Raw genomic sequence first — 15,726 nt, forward strand, 5'->3', positions numbered from 1 at the left:
GAAATGGTGATGCCAGGTGATAACGTTTCTATCTCGGTAGCGCTGATTGCGCCAATCGCGATGGAAGACGGCTTACGCTTCGCTATCCGTGAAGGTGGTCGTACCGTTGGTGCTGGCGTCGTCGCTAAAATCATCGAGTAATTAGATTTAATTGAGTAAAACCTGCACTACAACCCGTGCAGGTTTTACATTAAAGAGTACAGGCCAATAGCTCAATTGGTAGAGTATCGGTCTCCAAAACCGAGGGTTGGGGGTTCGAGACCCTCTTGGCCTGCCAAACACCTAGTAGCTGATATCCAGTGATAGAGTGTGAAAAATATAAAGTTAAGGTTATGATCGATAAAATCAAACTGGCTTTGTCCCTGTTGTTGCTGGCTGTGGGGATTGCCGGTTTTTATCTTTTAGAAGATAAAGCAATGGTTGTTAGAATACTTGCCGTCCTGGCAGGTATTGTCGCGTCTGTAGCGGTGGCATGGACTGCCCCGCAAGGAAAACAGGCGCTTAGCTTTTTTAATGAGTCGATTGCGGAAGCAAAACGTGTTGTTTGGCCAACGCGTCAAGAAACCATGCAAACCACACTGGCAGTGATTGTGCTGGTAATGATCATGGCTGCATTCCTGGCGTTGGTAGATATCGGTTTTGCTTACATGGTGCAATGGATTATGGGTCGAGGTGCTTAATGTCATCAATGCGTTGGTATGCAGTTCAAGCGTTCTCCGGCATGGAAAAGTCCGTTAAAGCCGGTTTGGAAGAGCGTATTGTAAGGGCTAACTTACAAGATCAATTTGGTGACATTCTGGTGCCGGTTGAAGAGGTTGTTGAGATGAAAGGTGGTCAAAAGACCATCTCAGAGCGTCGCCTGTACCCGGGTTATGTGCTGGTGCAGATGGAAATGACAGACCAGAGCTGGCATTTGGTAAAAAGCACACCACGTGTAACTTCTTTCATTGGTGGCTCAGCGCAACGTCCTACCCCTATTAAAGATAAAGAAGTTGAGATTATTCTGCGTCGTATGGATGACAGTAAGTCAAATCCGACTCAGAAAATGACCTTCGAAAAAGGCGAGAGCGTGCGAGTGATCGACGGTCCATTCAAGGATTTCTCAGGCAGTGTCGAAGAGATCAATTACGACAAAAACAAAGTGCGCGTTTCTGTAGTGATTTTTGGGCGTGCGACACCAGTTGAACTGGATTTTGCGCAGGTCGAAAAAGAAATTTAAGACATTGATTAGCAACAGTTTAGTAGTAAACGTTTAGTAGTAATTTTCAACGGGGAGCTCATAAGAGCGCTTGTACCCATTTAAGGAGTCAAAAATGGCAAAGAAAGTCATTGGCTACATCAAGCTGCAGATCCCTGCAGGTAAAGCCAACCCAAGCCCACCAGTCGGTCCAGCACTGGGTCAACGTGGTTTGAACATCATGGAATTCTGTAAAGCGTTTAACGCTGCCACACAAGGCGTTGAACCAGGTCTGCCAGTACCAGTCGTGATTACTGCGTTTGCTGACAAGAGCTTTACTTTTATCATGAAAACCCCGCCAGCAACGGTGCTGATTAAAAAAGCCGCCAAGCTGGAAAAAGGTTCTGCACGTCCTCATACAGACAAGGTTGGCAAAATCACTCGTGCGCAAGCTGAAGAGATTGCTAAAACAAAAATGCCTGACCTGACAGCGTCTGACATGGATGCTGCTGTACGTACCATCGCTGGTAGCGCACGCAGTATGGGTATCGAAGTGGAGGGTGTATAACATGGGTAAAAGAATTGATGCGTTGCGCGCGAAAATTGACCGCAACAAACTGTATCCAGTAAGTGATGCACTGAATCTGGTTAAAGAAGGCGCTGCTGCCAAATTTAACGAATCTGTTGATGCAGTAGTAAACTTGGGTATCGACCCACGTAAATCTGATCAGCTGGTTCGTGGCGCGATTGTATTGCCTAACGGTACCGGTAAGTCTGTACGCGTTGCTGTGTTCGCACAAGGCGCACAAGCGGAAGCGGCTAAAGCAGCTGGTGCGGACATCGTTGGTTTTGAAGACCTGGCTGAGCAAGTTAAAGGCGGCATGCTGGACTTTGACGTAGCGATTGCAACCCCTGATGCGATGCGTATCGTGGGTGCTCTGGGTCAAGTGTTGGGTCCACGTGGTTTGATGCCGAACCCAAAAGTAGGTACCGTGACACCTGATGCAGCGACTGCAGTAAAAAATGCTAAAGCTGGTCAAGTACAATACCGTACAGACAAAGGTGGTATCGTTCACTGCACTATTGGCCGTGCTTCATTCACTGTTGAACAGTTGCAAGGCAATCTGGCAGCATTGCTGGATGCATTGAACAAAGCTAAGCCAACAAGCTCCAAAGGTGTATACCTGAAAAAACTCTCCGTTTCCAGCACTATGGGTCCTGGCGTTCGTGTAGATCAAACTTCAGTAGCAGCTTAAGAATCAAGTCCTGATCCATCACGGATCAGGCAAGTACTTTGGGCTTGAGTCATCATTGAATTTAATGCGGACTCAAGAGCATCAAAGACCGTTGGTGTTTTACTTAATTGATAAGTGCGTTGTGAGTGGGTGAGAAATCCTCTGCTTGCAGGTATTTAAAAGCCAACGCAGATGGCGATCCCCGAAACAGGATATATCCATGCCCTGAACAAGGACGCCGTGAGTGGCTCGATGTGAGTCGGGCTTTCATTAACGGAAGGAGAACAGACCTTGAGTCTTAATCTTACAGAGAAAAAAGAAGTCGTTGCCGAGGTAATCGCACAAGTGGCGAATGCACAGTCAATCGTACTTGCCGAGTATCGTGGTATTGGCGTTGCCAATATGACGAAACTGCGTGCAGATGCGCGTGATGCAGGTGTATATCTGCGTGTGTTGAAAAATACCCTGGTTCGTCGTGCGGTAGAAGGGTCACCTTTTGCAGCATTGGCTGACGACATGGTTGGTCCACTCGTCTATGGTATTTCTGCAGACGCAGTGGCTGCTGCTAAAGTGATGAGTAACTTTGCCAAAAGCAATGATCAGTTCAAGCTAGTAGCAGGTGCGATGCCTAATGAGCGTCTGGATGCTGCCGGTGTGCAAGCATTAGCGTCTACATTGAGCCGCGAAGAGTTGCTGTCCAAACTGGCTGGCATGCTCAACGAAATCCCAACCAAGTTTGCTCGTGCCGTTGCAGCAGTACGCGACGACAAAGAAAAGCAAGCGGCTTAATTTTAATCAAATTTATTTTAGGAAATTATTATCATGGCAATTTCAAATGCTGATATTTTGGATGCAATCGGTAACAAAACCGTATTAGAACTGACCGCATTCATTAAAGAAATCGAAGAGAAGTTTGGTGTTTCTGCTGCTGCTGTTGCAGTTGCTGGTGGCGCTGCTGCTGGTGCTGCTGCACCTGCTGCTGCTGAGCAAACTGAGTTCAACGTTATCTTGAACAGCGCTGGCGATAACAAAGTTAGCGTGATTAAAGCGGTTCGTGAATTGACTGGTCTGGGCTTGAAAGAAGCTAAAGATGTAGTTGACGGCGCACCTAAAGCAGTTAAAGAAGGCGTAAGCAAAGCTGACGCTGAAGCTGCTGTTAAGAAATTGATCGAAGCTGGCGCGACTGCTGAATTGAAATAATTCATCATTGTGCTACTGGCAGGGCTGACGGGCAACCGTCGGCCTTCGCCGTTTCTGGCGTTACAGATTATTAATAGCTGTCATTGTCAGTGCAGGTGTTGTAAAAGTGGTGATGTGGCCGCATATAGTTAAGCTAGCGTAGTTAATTAAGTGGCTGTTTTTAAATGCGAAGTTAGATGTCAAAACATTGCAGTGGATGAAAAGTGTTTTGTCTTCTACCCTCAAAATCTCAGGAGACGCTATGAGCTATTCCTTTACCGAAAAGAAACGCATCCGCAAAAGCTTTGCTAAGCGCGACAGTGTTCAAGAGGTTCCGTACTTGCTGGCTATGCAGCTGGAATCTTACAAATCATTCCTGCAAGAAAATGTCGCAGTAGACCAACGTAAAGACCAAGGTCTGGAATCGACTTTCCGTTCCATTTTCCCTATCGTCAGCCATTCAGAGAATGCACGTCTGGATTATGTGAGCTACCAGTTGGGTGCAGAGCCGTTTGATGTCAAAGAATGTCAACAACGCGGCCTGACTTATGCCGTGCCATTGCGCGTTAAAGTGCGCTTGACCATCATGGACCGCGAAGCTTCCAAACCAACGGTGAAAGAAGTTAAAGAGCAAGAAGTGTACATGGGTGAATTGCCACTCATGACCGAAAACGGTTCTTTTGTCATTAACGGTACTGAGCGCGTCATCGTGTCCCAGTTGCACCGTAGCCCGGGTGTGTTCTTTGAACATGATCGTGGTAAAACACATAGCTCCGGTAAACTGCTGTTCTCGGCACGTATTATTCCTTACCGTGGTTCATGGTTAGACTTTGAGTTTGACCCTAAAGATTACCTGTATTTCCGCGTTGACCGTCGCCGCAAAATGCCAGTGACGATTCTGCTGAAAGCATTGGGTTACAACCCTGAACAAATCCTGGAAACATTCCACGATACTGACACTTTCCATATTGGCCCGAAAGGCCTGGAATTTGAGTTGGTAGCTGATCGCCTGCGTGGCGAAATGGCTAAATTTGATATCGCTGATAAAGACGGTAACGTGCTGGTGGCTAAAGACAAGCGCGTAACAGTTAAACATATACGCGACATTGAAAAAGCCGGCATTAAAGCAATGGCTGTGCCCACTGACTTCATTATGGGCCGTGCGATTGCCAGAAATATTATCGATACGGACAGTGGTGAATTGATTGCTAACGCAAATGATGAAATCACTCCGGCTTTGCTGGAAAAACTGGTGGCTGCAAAAATCAGTGAAGTCGATACTATTTACACTAATGACCTGGATCACGGTGATTTCATTTCGCAAACTTTGCGTAGTGATGAAATCCCAGACCAGTACAGCGCCCGTGTAGCGATTTACCGCATGATGCGTCCTGGTGAACCACCGACCGAAGATGCAGTTCAAGCCTTGTTTAACGGTTTGTTCTTCTCTGAAGATCGTTATGACCTTTCTGTCGTTGGCCGCATGAAATTTAACCGTCGTGCTTACCCAACCAAGCTGGAAGACCGTTCTGCTGCCTGGATCCGCCGTTTCTATGAAAAAGTAGGTCCACAAGGCGACACTGGTGCTAATGTGTTGTCCAACGAAGACATCCTGGCAGTGATTGGTGTATTGATTGAGTTGCGCAATGGTCGTGGCGAGATTGATGATATCGATCACCTGGGTAACCGTCGCATCCGTTCAGTGGGTGAACTGGCTGAGAACCAGTTCCGTGCCGGTCTGGTGCGTGTTGAACGTGCAGTCAAAGAGCGTTTGTCACAAGCGGAATCTGAAAACCTGATGCCGCATGACTTGATCAACGCTAAACCAGTGTCTAGCGCGATCCGTGAGTTCTTTGGCTCCAGCCAGTTGTCACAATTTATGGACCAGACCAACCCATTGTCCGAGATCACGCATAAGCGCCGTATCTCAGCCCTGGGCCCAGGCGGTTTGACCCGTGAACGCGCAGGTTTTGAGGTGCGTGACGTACATACCACCCACTATGGCCGTGTATGTCCTATTGAAACGCCAGAAGGTCCAAACATTGGTTTGATCAACTCTTTGGCTTTGTATGCACGTACCAATGATTATGGTTTCCTCGAGACACCATATCGTCTGGTCGAAGGTAACAAAGTCAGCGATCAGATCAACTTCCTGTCTGCGATTGAAGAAAGCCAGTATGTGATTGCCCAGGCAAACACTGAAGTGGCAAAAGATGGCAGCTTTAAAGAAGACCTGATTTCTGCGCGTTTCCACAATGAATTTACGATGACGCAGCCGGAGCGCGTACAGTATATGGACGTGGCGCCAGGACAGATTGTATCTGTGGCGGCTTCACTGATTCCATTCCTGGAACACGATGACGCGAACCGTGCACTGATGGGCGCCAACATGCAACGCCAGGCTGTACCTTGTCTGCGTGCTGAAAAAGCCGTGGTAGGTACCGGTATTGAACGTACGGTAGCGATTGACTCGGGTACTGTGGTTACTTCCCGTCGTGGCGGTATCGTCGATTACGTCGATTCAGGCCGTATTGTGATTCGTGTACACGATGCTGAAGCGCAAGCGGATGAAGTCGGTGTCGATATCTACAACCTGACCAAATACACACGTTCTAACCAGAACACCAACATCAACCAGCGTCCGTTGGTTAAAGTCGGTGATGTGATCTCTCGCGGTGACGTGGTGGCAGATGGTGCTTCAACTGACATGGGTGAATTGGCTTTAGGTCAAAACATGCTGGTAGGCTTTATGCCTTGGAACGGTTATAACTACGAAGACTCGATTTTGATTTCCGAGCGCGTGGTGGCTGATGACCGTTACACTTCAATTCACATTGAAGAGTTGTCAGTAGTGGCTCGTGATACCAAACTGGGACCTGAAGAGATTACCCGTGATATTTCAAACCTGTCCGAGCGTATGCTGGGTCGTTTGGATGACTCCGGTATTATCTATATCGGTGCTGAAGTCGAAGCCGGTGACGTGCTGGTTGGTAAAGTGACACCTAAAGGTGAAACCACTTTAACCCCAGAAGAAAAATTGCTGCGTGCGATTTTCGGTGAAAAAGCTTCTGACGTAAAAGACACTTCACTGCGCGTGCCTTCAGGCATGACCGGTACGGTGATCGACGTTCAGGTATTCACGCGTGAAGGTATTGACCGTGATACCCGTGCACAGCAGATTATTGATGACCAACTGTCTCACTACAAAAAAGATCTGGGCGACCAGATGCGTATTGTGGAAGACGATACCTTTGGCCGTATTAGCCGTTTGTTGACTGGCAAAGCGGCTACCGGTGGTCCTAACAAGCTGAAAAAAGGCGACAGCGTGACTGCTGAATACCTGGAAACAGTTGGCCGTTATGACTGGTTTGATATCCGCCTGAGCGACGAAGAAGCCGCACGTCAGCTGGAGCAGTTGAAAGACAGCTTGAGCCAGGCGCGTGTCGAATTCGATAACAAGTTCGAAGAGAAAAAACGTAAACTGACCCAGGGTGACGAATTGCCACCAGGTGTACAGAAAATGGTTAAAGTCTATCTGGCAGTGAAGCGTCGTATTCAGCCTGGTGACAAAATGGCGGGTCGTCACGGTAACAAGGGTGTGATCTCCAAAATTTGTCCGGTTGAAGATATGCCGCACATGGCTGACGGTACCCCATTGGATATCGTGTTGAACCCACTAGGTGTTCCTTCACGTATGAACATTGGCCAGATTCTGGAAACCCACTTGGGTTGGGCTGCTAAAGGTCTGGGCAAACGCCTGGGTGACATGTTGCAAGCTGAAGCGAAAGTGGCTGAAATCCGTAGCTTCCTCGATAAGATCTACAACAGCAGCACTGGCAAGAAAGAAGATATTGCCGGCCTGACAGATGTGGAAGTAATCGACCTGGCTACTAACCTGAAACACGGCGTGCCATTTGCAACCCCGGTATTTGACGGTGCAGCAGAGTCTGATATTCGTGCCATGCTGGATCTGGCTTTCCCGGATGAAGACGAGCACACCAAGAAACTGCAATTCCATGCTGGCAAAACACAGGTCAAACTGTTTGATGGCCGTACCGGTGATGCTTTCGAGCGTCCGGTCACCGTAGGTTACATGCACGTGCTGAAACTGCATCACTTGGTTGATGACAAAATGCATGCACGTTCTACAGGTCCTTACAGCCTGGTCACACAGCAGCCATTGGGCGGTAAAGCGCAATTCGGTGGCCAACGTTTCGGTGAGATGGAGGTTTGGGCACTGGAAGCATATGGTGCGTCATACACCTTGCAAGAGATGTTGACTGTGAAATCGGATGACGTGAATGGACGTACCAAAGTGTACGAAAACATCGTCAAGGGTGAGCACAAAATTGATGCGGGTATGCCTGAATCATTCAATGTGTTGGTGAAAGAAATTCGTTCACTGGCCATTGATATCGATTTAGACCGTAATTAATCCCGCCATTAAGGAGAGTCTCTATGAAAGCGTTATTAGATTTATTTAAACAGGTTACGCAAGAAGAAGAGTTTGATGCGATCAAAATCGCGTTAGCTTCACCTGAAAAAATCCGTTCATGGTCCTATGGCGAGGTTAAAAAGCCAGAAACTATCAACTACCGAACCTTCAAACCTGAGCGGGACGGTTTGTTCTGCTCCAAAATTTTTGGTCCTATCAAAGATTACGAGTGCTTGTGCGGTAAATACAAACGCCTGAAACACCGTGGTGTGATTTGCGAGAAGTGTGGCGTTGAAGTCACCTTGAGCAAAGTACGTCGTGAGCGTATGGGCCATATTGAGCTGGCTTCACCAGTGGCACATATCTGGTTCCTGAAATCCTTGCCTAGCCGCTTGGGTATGGTGCTGGATATTGCTCTGCGTGATATCGAGCGCGTGTTGTACTTTGAAGCATTCATCGTGATCGACCCAGGCATGACACCGCTGACACGTGGTCAATTGCTGACAGAGGATGACTACATCGCCAAGGTAGAAGAATACGGTGACGAATTCAACGCCGTGATGGGTGCTGAAGCGATTCGTGAGCTGTTGCGCACGATGGACATCAACCGTGAAATCGAAACCCTGCGTAGCGAATTGTCTGCGACTGGTTCTGAAGCCAAGATCAAGAAAATCGCCAAGCGCCTGAAAGTGCTGGAAGCGTTCCAGAAATCCGGCATCAAGCCAGAGTGGATGATCCTGGAAATCCTGCCGGTATTGCCGCCAGAATTGCGTCCGTTGGTACCCCTGGATGGTGGCCGTTTCGCTACGTCTGACCTGAATGACCTGTATCGTCGCGTAATTAACCGTAACAACCGTTTGAAACGCCTGCTGGAGCTGAAAGCACCAGAAATCATCGTGCGTAACGAAAAACGTATGTTGCAAGAAGCGGTGGATTCACTGCTGGACAACGGCCGTCGCGGTAAAGTGATGACCGGCGCTAACAAGCGTCCACTGAAATCACTGGCTGACATGATCAAAGGTAAGGGCGGTCGTTTCCGTCAGAACTTGCTGGGCAAACGCGTGGACTACTCCGGTCGTTCCGTAATTGTGGTTGGTCCACAGTTGAAATTGCATCAATGCGGTCTGCCTAAGAAAATGGCGCTGGAACTGTTTAAACCATTCATCTTCCACAAACTGGAAGTGCTAGGTTTAGCGACAACGATTAAAGCGGCGAAGAAGAAAGTTGAAGAGGAAGGACCAGAAGTCTGGGATATCCTTGAAGATGTGATCCGTGAGCATCCGGTGCTGTTGAACCGTGCGCCTACGCTGCACCGTCTGGGTATCCAGGCATTTGAGCCGGTATTGATCGAAGGTAAAGCGATTCAGTTGCACCCATTGGTGTGTTCGGCCTTTAACGCCGACTTTGACGGTGACCAGATGGCTGTCCACGTACCATTGAGCCTGGAAGCGCAAATGGAAGCACGCACATTGATGCTGGCATCTAACAACGTGTTGTCTCCAGCCAACGGCGAACCAATCATTGTGCCGTCACAGGATATCGTATTGGGTCTGTACTACATGACCCGCGAGAAAGTAGCTGCTCGTGGCGAAGGCATGATCTTCAGTGATATCAAGGAAGTACAACGTGTGTACGACCAGGGTCTGATTGATCTGCATGCCAAGGTGACTGTGCGTATTAAAGAGTTTGAGCTGGATGTTGCCGGTGAAAAAACCGAAAAAATCAATCGTTACAATACCACGGTTGGTCGTGCATTACTGTCTGAAATCCTGCCGCCTGGCTTGCCATACAGCTACATTGACAAGGCATTGAAGAAGAAAGAAATTTCACGCCTGATCAACGCCAGCTTCCGTAAAGTGGGCATCCGCGAGACAGTCATTTTTGCTGACAAACTGATGTACACAGGTTATTCCTACGCGACTAAAGCAGGTATTTCTATCAGCATTAACGATATGTTGGTGCCGCCAGAGAAAGAGCAATTGATTGCTGCTGCTGACGCTGAAGTGAAGGAAATTGAAGACCAGTATGTTTCCGGTCTGGTGACACAAGGCGAGCGTTACAACAAGGTGGTTGATATCTGGGGCCGTGCTGGTGACAAAGTGGCTGATGCCATGATGAAACAGCTACGCGAAGAAGATGTGAAAGACTCTGACGGTAACGTAGTGAAGAAAGACGGCAAAGTTGTCCGTCAGGAATCATTTAACGCGATTTACATGATGGCCGACTCCGGTGCCCGTGGTTCTGCGGCGCAGGTACGCCAGCTGGCTGGTATGCGTGGCCTGATGGCGAAACCGGATGGCTCTATTATTGAAACGCCGATCAAGGCGAACTTCCGTGATGGCCTGAACGTGTTGCAGTACTTTATTTCTACCCACGGTGCACGTAAAGGTTTGGCTGATACGGCATTGAAAACAGCGAACTCAGGTTACCTGACCCGTCGCCTGGTAGACGTGACACAAGATCTGGTAGTCACACAGATCGATTGCGGCACCGTTGATGGTTTGGTGACAAAAGCGCTGGTTAAAGGCGGTGAAGTCGTTGAGCCATTGCATGACCGTATCCTGGGTCGTACTGCAGCGCTGGATGTATTGCATCCTGAAACGCAGGAAGTGGTTTACGCAGCCGGTACATTGCTGGGTGAAGACGAAGTTGAAAAAATCGATGCCCTGGGTATCGACGAAGTCAAAGTACGTACAGCACTGACTTGCGACACACGTTACGGTATTTGTGCCAAGTGTTACGGTCGTGATCTGGGTCGCGGCAAGCTGATCAGCATCGGTGAATCCGTTGGTGTGATCGCAGCGCAATCTATCGGTGAACCAGGTACTCAGTTGACTATGCGTACCTTCCACATCGGTGGTGCGGTATCACGTGCGGCTTCAGTGTCACAGGTTGAGAGTAAGTCGAATGGTGTAGCTGGCTTTACGTCAACCATGCGCTATGTGACTAACTCACGTAACGAGCAAATCGTGATTTCACGTAACGGTGAAGTGGTGATTTCTGAAGACAATGGCCGTGAACGTGAACGCCATAAAGTGCCTTACGGTGCGACACTGACCATCACTGATGGTAAAACAGTGAAAGCCGGCCAGGCATTGGCAACATGGGATCCACATACCCGCCCGATTATTACCGAGTACGCTGGTCATGTGAAGTTCGAGAACGTTGAAGAGGGTGTGACCGTTGCCAAACAGGTGGATGAAGTAACCGGTTTGTCATCACTGGTGGTTATCGATCCTAAGCAGCGTGCTGGTTCGTCAAAAGGCCTGCGTCCACAAGTAAAATTGCTGGATGCTAACGGTGTGGAAGTGAAAGTTGCTGGTACTGATACGCCAGTGAACGTGACTTTCCAGCTGGGTTGCATTATTACGGTTAAAGATGGTCAGGAAGTTGGCGTGGGTGAAGTGCTGGCACGTATCCCGCAAGAATCTTCTAAAACCCGTGATATTACCGGGGGTCTGCCACGCGTAGCTGAACTGTTCGAAGCACGTTCACCGAAAGATGCCGGCATGCTGGCTGAGGTGACGGGTACTGTTTCGTTCGGTAAAGATACCAAAGGTAAACAACGCCTGGTGATTACTGATCTGGATGGTATTACCAGCGAATTCCTGATTGCTAAAGACAAGCACGTAACCGCGCATGACGGTCAAGTGGTCACTAAAGGTGAGTCAATTGTTGACGGTCCGGCAGATCCGCAAGATATCTTGCGCCTGCAAGGTCGTGAAGCACTGGCACGTTACATCATCGACGAGGTACAAGACGTTTACCGCTTGCAAGGCGTGAAGATTAACGACAAGCACATCGAAGTAATTGTGCGTCAGATGTTGCGTCGTGTCAGAGTGACGGATGCTGCTGATACCGGTTTCATTACGGGTGAGCAGGTTGAGCGCGCTGATCTGCTGACAGAAAATGAACGTGTAGTAGCTGAAGATAAACGTCCGGCAACTTTCGAGTACGTGTTGCTGGGTATTACTAAAGCTTCGTTGTCTACAGATTCATTCATCTCGGCAGCTTCCTTCCAGGAAACCACACGCGTGTTGACGGAAGCAGCAATCCTGGGCAAACGCGATGATTTGCGTGGCTTGAAGGAAAACGTCATTGTGGGTCGTCTGATTCCTGCAGGTACGGGCTTGGCTTATCATGAATCCCGCAAGCGTGCAGCGATTGCATCACTGACACCAAACGTGGCAGAACCTTCACAAGCCATGTTGGCGGCTGAAGCGATGTTTGCACCTGAAGTAGCGGTAGAAGAGACTGCTGCAGACGATAGCGCGGCCGAGTAATTCGATCACTGTTGTCCCTGTTCTCAAGGGGTGTCTCGCATGAATAATGCTTGACACCCCTTGACTCATTTACTAAAATGCTGGGTTTCTCAGAATGGCCTTATTGTCTCAATAAGGCATTGTTGTTGATATGCCACCATACCTGAGTCTTCCTGCTCAAATGGTGGTTCTTAAAAAAGGTGAAGAGGTTAAGGCAATGCCAACCATTAATCAGTTAGTACGTAAGCCACGCGTTAAAGTGGTTACCAAGAGCAAGGTTCCAGCTTTGGAAGCTTGCCCACAAAAGCGTGGTGTATGTACTCGTGTGTACACCACAACACCAAAAAAACCAAACTCCGCGTTGCGTAAGGTTGCTAAGGTTCGTTTGACCAATGGTTACGAAGTCATTAGCTATATCGGTGGTGAAGGCCATAACCTGCAAGAACATAGCGTGGTATTGCTGCGCGGTGGTCGTGTAAAAGACTTGCCGGGTGTGCGTTACCATATGGTGCGTGGTAGCTTGGATACGGCTGGTGTTAAAGACCGTAAACAGTCACGTTCCAAATACGGTGCTAAGCGTCCTAAAGAAGCTAAAGCTTAATTTTTAAGCTTGCTCAAGTTATTTCCATTTTTTTATAGCGGCTGAAATGCCTTGCGAGTGTAATTGCTAGCAAAAATTTAATTGAAAAGAGAATGTTATGCCAAGACGTAGAGAAGTCCCCAAACGTATTATCTTGCCGGATCCAAAATTTGGTAGCCAGGAAGTGTCCAAGTTTGTAAATGTGCTGATGACAGGTGGTAAGAAATCTGTTGCTGAACGTATCATTTACGGTGCCTTTGATCAGGTGGCCAGCAAGAGCGGTAAGGACCCGCTGGAATTATTCACCACAGCGTTGAATAATCTGCGTCCTGTTGTTGAAGTTAAGAGCCGCCGTGTTGGTGGTGCAAACTATCAGGTGCCAGTAGAAGTGCGCCCAAGCCGTCGTAGTGCGTTGGCAATGCGTTGGTTGCGCGATGCAGCACGTAAGCGTGGCGAAAAATCTATGGGCCTGCGTTTGGCTGCTGAGTTGATCGAGGCCTCTGAAGGCCGTGGTTCAGCAATGAAGAAGCGTGAAGAAGTTCACCGTATGGCAGAAGCTAACAAAGCGTTCTCACACTTCCGTTTTTAATTAAACGACTCGTTCTTTAATAATTAGTTGAATTGATAGCAAAGGTAAACTACCGTGGCACGCAAAACCCCTATTGAACGCTACCGTAATATTGGTATTTCAGCGCACATTGATGCTGGTAAAACAACCACTACAGAACGTATTCTGTTCTATACAGGTGTAAACCATAAAATTGGTGAGGTGCACGATGGTGCAGCCACCATGGACTGGATGGAGCAAGAGCAGGAGCGTGGTATCACCATTACTTCAGCTGCGACAACCTGTTTCTGGAAAGGCATGGACCTTTCATTGCCTGAGCATCGATTCAACATTATTGATACCCCTGGGCACGTGGACTTTACCATTGAGGTAGAGCGTTCCATGCGTGTGCTGGATGGTGCCTGCATGGTTTACTGTGCAGTAGGTGGCGTACAGCCACAATCCGAAACTGTATGGCGTCAGGCCAACAAGTACAAAGTGCCGCGTCTGGCCTTTGTCAATAAAATGGACCGTTCCGGTGCCGATTTCTTCAAAGTCGTAGAGCAAATGAAAACGCGCCTGCGCGCTAACCCTGTGCCGGTGGTGATTCCTATTGGTCGCGAAGATACATTCACGGGTGTGGTTGACCTACTCAAAATGAAAGCCATCATCTGGGATGAGGCTTCTCAAGGCATGAAATTCACATACGGTGACATTCCTGCTGATCTGGTTGAGACTGCTAACAAATGGCGTGAGCAAATGGTTGAGTCAGCTGCTGAAGCTAGCGAAGACCTGATGAACAAATATCTGGAAAACGGTGAGCTGGAAGAGAAAGAAATCGTTTTAGGTCTGCGTACACGTACCATTGCTGGTGAAATTCAGCCAATGTTGTGTGGCTCAGCATTTAAAAACAAAGGTGTGCAACGTATGTTGGACGCCGTTGTTGATTTCTTGCCATCACCGATTGATATTGATGATGTGACCGGTGAGGATGACTACGGTAAGCCTGCAAGCCGTAAAGCTGATGACAAAGAAGGATTCTCTGCACTGGCATTTAAATTGATGACGGATCCATTCGTTGGTCAATTGACGTTTATCCGTGTTTACTCTGGCGTATTGAACAAGGGTGATACAGTTCTTAATTCTATCAAGAATAAAAAAGAGCGTATCGGCCGTATCGTTCAGATGCACGCTAACAACCGTGAAGAGGTTGAGGAGGTGTTGGCTGGTGACATCGCCGCCTGTATCGGCTTGAAAGATGTAACCACTGGTGAATCTTTATGTTCACCGGATAAGCCTATCATTCTTGAGCGTATGGTATTCCCTGAGCCGGTGATTCACGTCGCTGTTGAACCAAAAACCAAAAGTGACCAGGAAAAAATGGGCTTGGCGTTGGGTCGTTTGGCACAAGAAGATCCTTCATTCCGCGTGCGTTCAGATGAAGAGTCTGGCCAGACGATTATTTCCGGTATGGGTGAGTTACACCTGGAAATTCTGGTTGACCGTATGCGTCGTGAATTCAATGTTGAGGCTAACGTGGGTGCGCCACAAGTGGCTTACCGTGAAGCGATTCGCAAATCAGTTGAAGTTGAAGGTAAATTCGTTAAGCAATCCGGTGGTAAGGGTCAATACGGTCACGTATGGCTCAAAATGGAACCTAACGAAGCTGGTAAAGGCTTTGAGTTCGTTGACCAGATCAAGGGTGGTACTGTACCGCGTGAATTTATTCCGGCGGTTGAAAAAGGTCTTCGTGAAACCATTCCTGCAGGTATTCTGGCTGGTTTCCCGGTAGTTGACGTAAAAGTTACCTTGTTTGATGGTTCATACCATGACGTTGACTCCAACGAAAACGCATTTAAAATGGCGGCTTCTATTGGTTTCAAAGACGGTATGCGTAAAGCGGATCCAGTGTTGCTTGAGCCAATGATGGCGGTTGAAGTTGAAACGCCTGAAGACTACATGGGTGATGTGATGGGTGACTTGTCATCCCGTCGCGGTATCATCCAGGGTATGGATGACATGCCTGGTGGCGGTAAAGCGATTAAAGCAGAAGTGCCATTGTCTGAGATGTTTGGTTATTCCACTGTAGTACGTTCCTTGTCACAAGGTCGTGCCACTTACAGCATGGAATTCAAGCACTACTCTGACGCACCGAAAAACGTTGCTGAAGCAATCATCAACAAAAAATAATTGATTAAATTAAAGTATTAAATAAAAGGAAAACATCATGGCAAAAGGCAAATTCGAACGTACCAAGCCACACGTGAACGTTGGTACGATTGGTCACGTTGACCACGGTAAGACAACATTG

12 protein-coding genes, 1 tRNA gene and 1 pseudogene are annotated in these 15,726 nt (G+C 48.1%); all 14 read left to right on the plus strand.

The window, feature by feature from the left end:
• Positions 1-141, plus strand: a pseudogene (locus tag ASG34_RS13895) (elongation factor Tu); the annotation flags it as partial.
• A gap of 60 nt (positions 142-201) precedes the next feature.
• Positions 202-277 (plus strand) — tRNA-Trp (locus tag ASG34_RS13660).
• A 55-nt stretch (positions 278-332) separates the two neighbouring features.
• Complete coding sequence (secE, locus tag ASG34_RS13665; protein ID WP_055831494.1) at positions 333-680, plus strand: preprotein translocase subunit SecE; 348 nt, start codon at positions 333-335, stop codon at positions 678-680.
• On the plus strand, positions 680-1,219 hold the full coding sequence (gene nusG, locus ASG34_RS13670) for a transcription termination/antitermination protein NusG (RefSeq protein WP_055831496.1): 540 nt from the start codon (positions 680-682) through the stop codon (positions 1,217-1,219). Before secE ends, nusG begins: the two co-directional genes overlap by 1 nt.
• A 94-nt stretch (positions 1,220-1,313) precedes the next feature.
• Positions 1,314-1,745: a 50S ribosomal protein L11 gene (gene rplK / locus ASG34_RS13675; protein ID WP_055831497.1), complete on the plus strand. Its 432-nt coding sequence runs from the start codon at positions 1,314-1,316 to the stop codon at positions 1,743-1,745.
• A 1-nt stretch (position 1,746) separates the two neighbouring features.
• Positions 1,747-2,433 (plus strand): 50S ribosomal protein L1, encoded by a 687-nt coding sequence (gene rplA, locus ASG34_RS13680; protein WP_055831499.1) that lies wholly within the window; start codon positions 1,747-1,749, stop codon positions 2,431-2,433.
• 270 nt (positions 2,434-2,703) lie between these two features.
• On the plus strand, positions 2,704-3,201 hold the full coding sequence (rplJ, locus tag ASG34_RS13685; RefSeq protein WP_055831501.1) for a 50S ribosomal protein L10: 498 nt from the start codon (positions 2,704-2,706) through the stop codon (positions 3,199-3,201).
• A 33-nt stretch (positions 3,202-3,234) separates the two neighbouring features.
• On the plus strand, positions 3,235-3,612 hold the full coding sequence (gene rplL, locus ASG34_RS13690; protein ID WP_055831503.1) for a 50S ribosomal protein L7/L12: 378 nt from the start codon (positions 3,235-3,237) through the stop codon (positions 3,610-3,612).
• 241 nt (positions 3,613-3,853) lie between these two features.
• The gene (rpoB, locus tag ASG34_RS13695) at positions 3,854-8,026 is read left to right on the plus strand and encodes a DNA-directed RNA polymerase subunit beta (protein ID WP_055831505.1); all 4,173 of its coding nucleotides are present in this window, start codon (positions 3,854-3,856) and stop codon (positions 8,024-8,026) included.
• 23 nt (positions 8,027-8,049) lie between these two features.
• Positions 8,050-12,309 (plus strand): DNA-directed RNA polymerase subunit beta', encoded by a 4,260-nt coding sequence (gene rpoC / locus ASG34_RS13700; protein ID WP_055831507.1) that lies wholly within the window; start codon positions 8,050-8,052, stop codon positions 12,307-12,309.
• 196 nt (positions 12,310-12,505) lie between these two features.
• The gene (rpsL, locus tag ASG34_RS13705; RefSeq protein ID WP_018987692.1) at positions 12,506-12,889 is read left to right on the plus strand and encodes a 30S ribosomal protein S12; all 384 of its coding nucleotides are present in this window, start codon (positions 12,506-12,508) and stop codon (positions 12,887-12,889) included.
• 97 nt (positions 12,890-12,986) lie between these two features.
• Positions 12,987-13,457: a 30S ribosomal protein S7 gene (gene rpsG, locus ASG34_RS13710; RefSeq protein WP_019881216.1), complete on the plus strand. Its 471-nt coding sequence runs from the start codon at positions 12,987-12,989 to the stop codon at positions 13,455-13,457.
• A 54-nt stretch (positions 13,458-13,511) separates the two neighbouring features.
• Entirely contained in the window at positions 13,512-15,605 is a 2,094-nt protein-coding gene (gene fusA / locus ASG34_RS13715; RefSeq protein ID WP_055831508.1) for an elongation factor G, read from the plus strand.
• 37 nt (positions 15,606-15,642) lie between these two features.
• A partial coding sequence (locus tag ASG34_RS13900) for a GTP-binding protein (protein WP_042615313.1) occupies positions 15,643-15,726 on the plus strand: 84 nt, incomplete at its 3' end.

Origin of the sequence: Methylophilus sp. Leaf416, from assembly GCF_001424665.1 — a bacterium.
Lineage (GTDB): Bacteria > Pseudomonadota > Gammaproteobacteria > Burkholderiales > Methylophilaceae > Methylophilus.

Excerpts from the sequence above, each read along its gene's own strand:
- secE (WP_055831494.1), top strand. The coding sequence starts at position 333 with ATGATCGATAAAATCAAACTGGCTTTGTCCCTGTTGTTGCTGGCTGTG.
- nusG (WP_055831496.1), top strand. The coding sequence starts at position 680 with ATGTCATCAATGCGTTGGTATGCAGTTCAAGCGTTCTCCGGCATGGAA.
- rplK (WP_055831497.1), top strand. The coding sequence starts at position 1,314 with ATGGCAAAGAAAGTCATTGGCTACATCAAGCTGCAGATCCCTGCAGGT.
- rplA (WP_055831499.1), top strand. The coding sequence starts at position 1,747 with ATGGGTAAAAGAATTGATGCGTTGCGCGCGAAAATTGACCGCAACAAA.
- rplL (WP_055831503.1), top strand. The coding sequence starts at position 3,235 with ATGGCAATTTCAAATGCTGATATTTTGGATGCAATCGGTAACAAAACC.
- rpoB (WP_055831505.1), top strand. The coding sequence starts at position 3,854 with ATGAGCTATTCCTTTACCGAAAAGAAACGCATCCGCAAAAGCTTTGCT.
- rpoC (WP_055831507.1), top strand. The coding sequence starts at position 8,050 with ATGAAAGCGTTATTAGATTTATTTAAACAGGTTACGCAAGAAGAAGAG.
- rpsL (WP_018987692.1), top strand. The coding sequence starts at position 12,506 with ATGCCAACCATTAATCAGTTAGTACGTAAGCCACGCGTTAAAGTGGTT.
- rpsG (WP_019881216.1), top strand. The coding sequence starts at position 12,987 with ATGCCAAGACGTAGAGAAGTCCCCAAACGTATTATCTTGCCGGATCCA.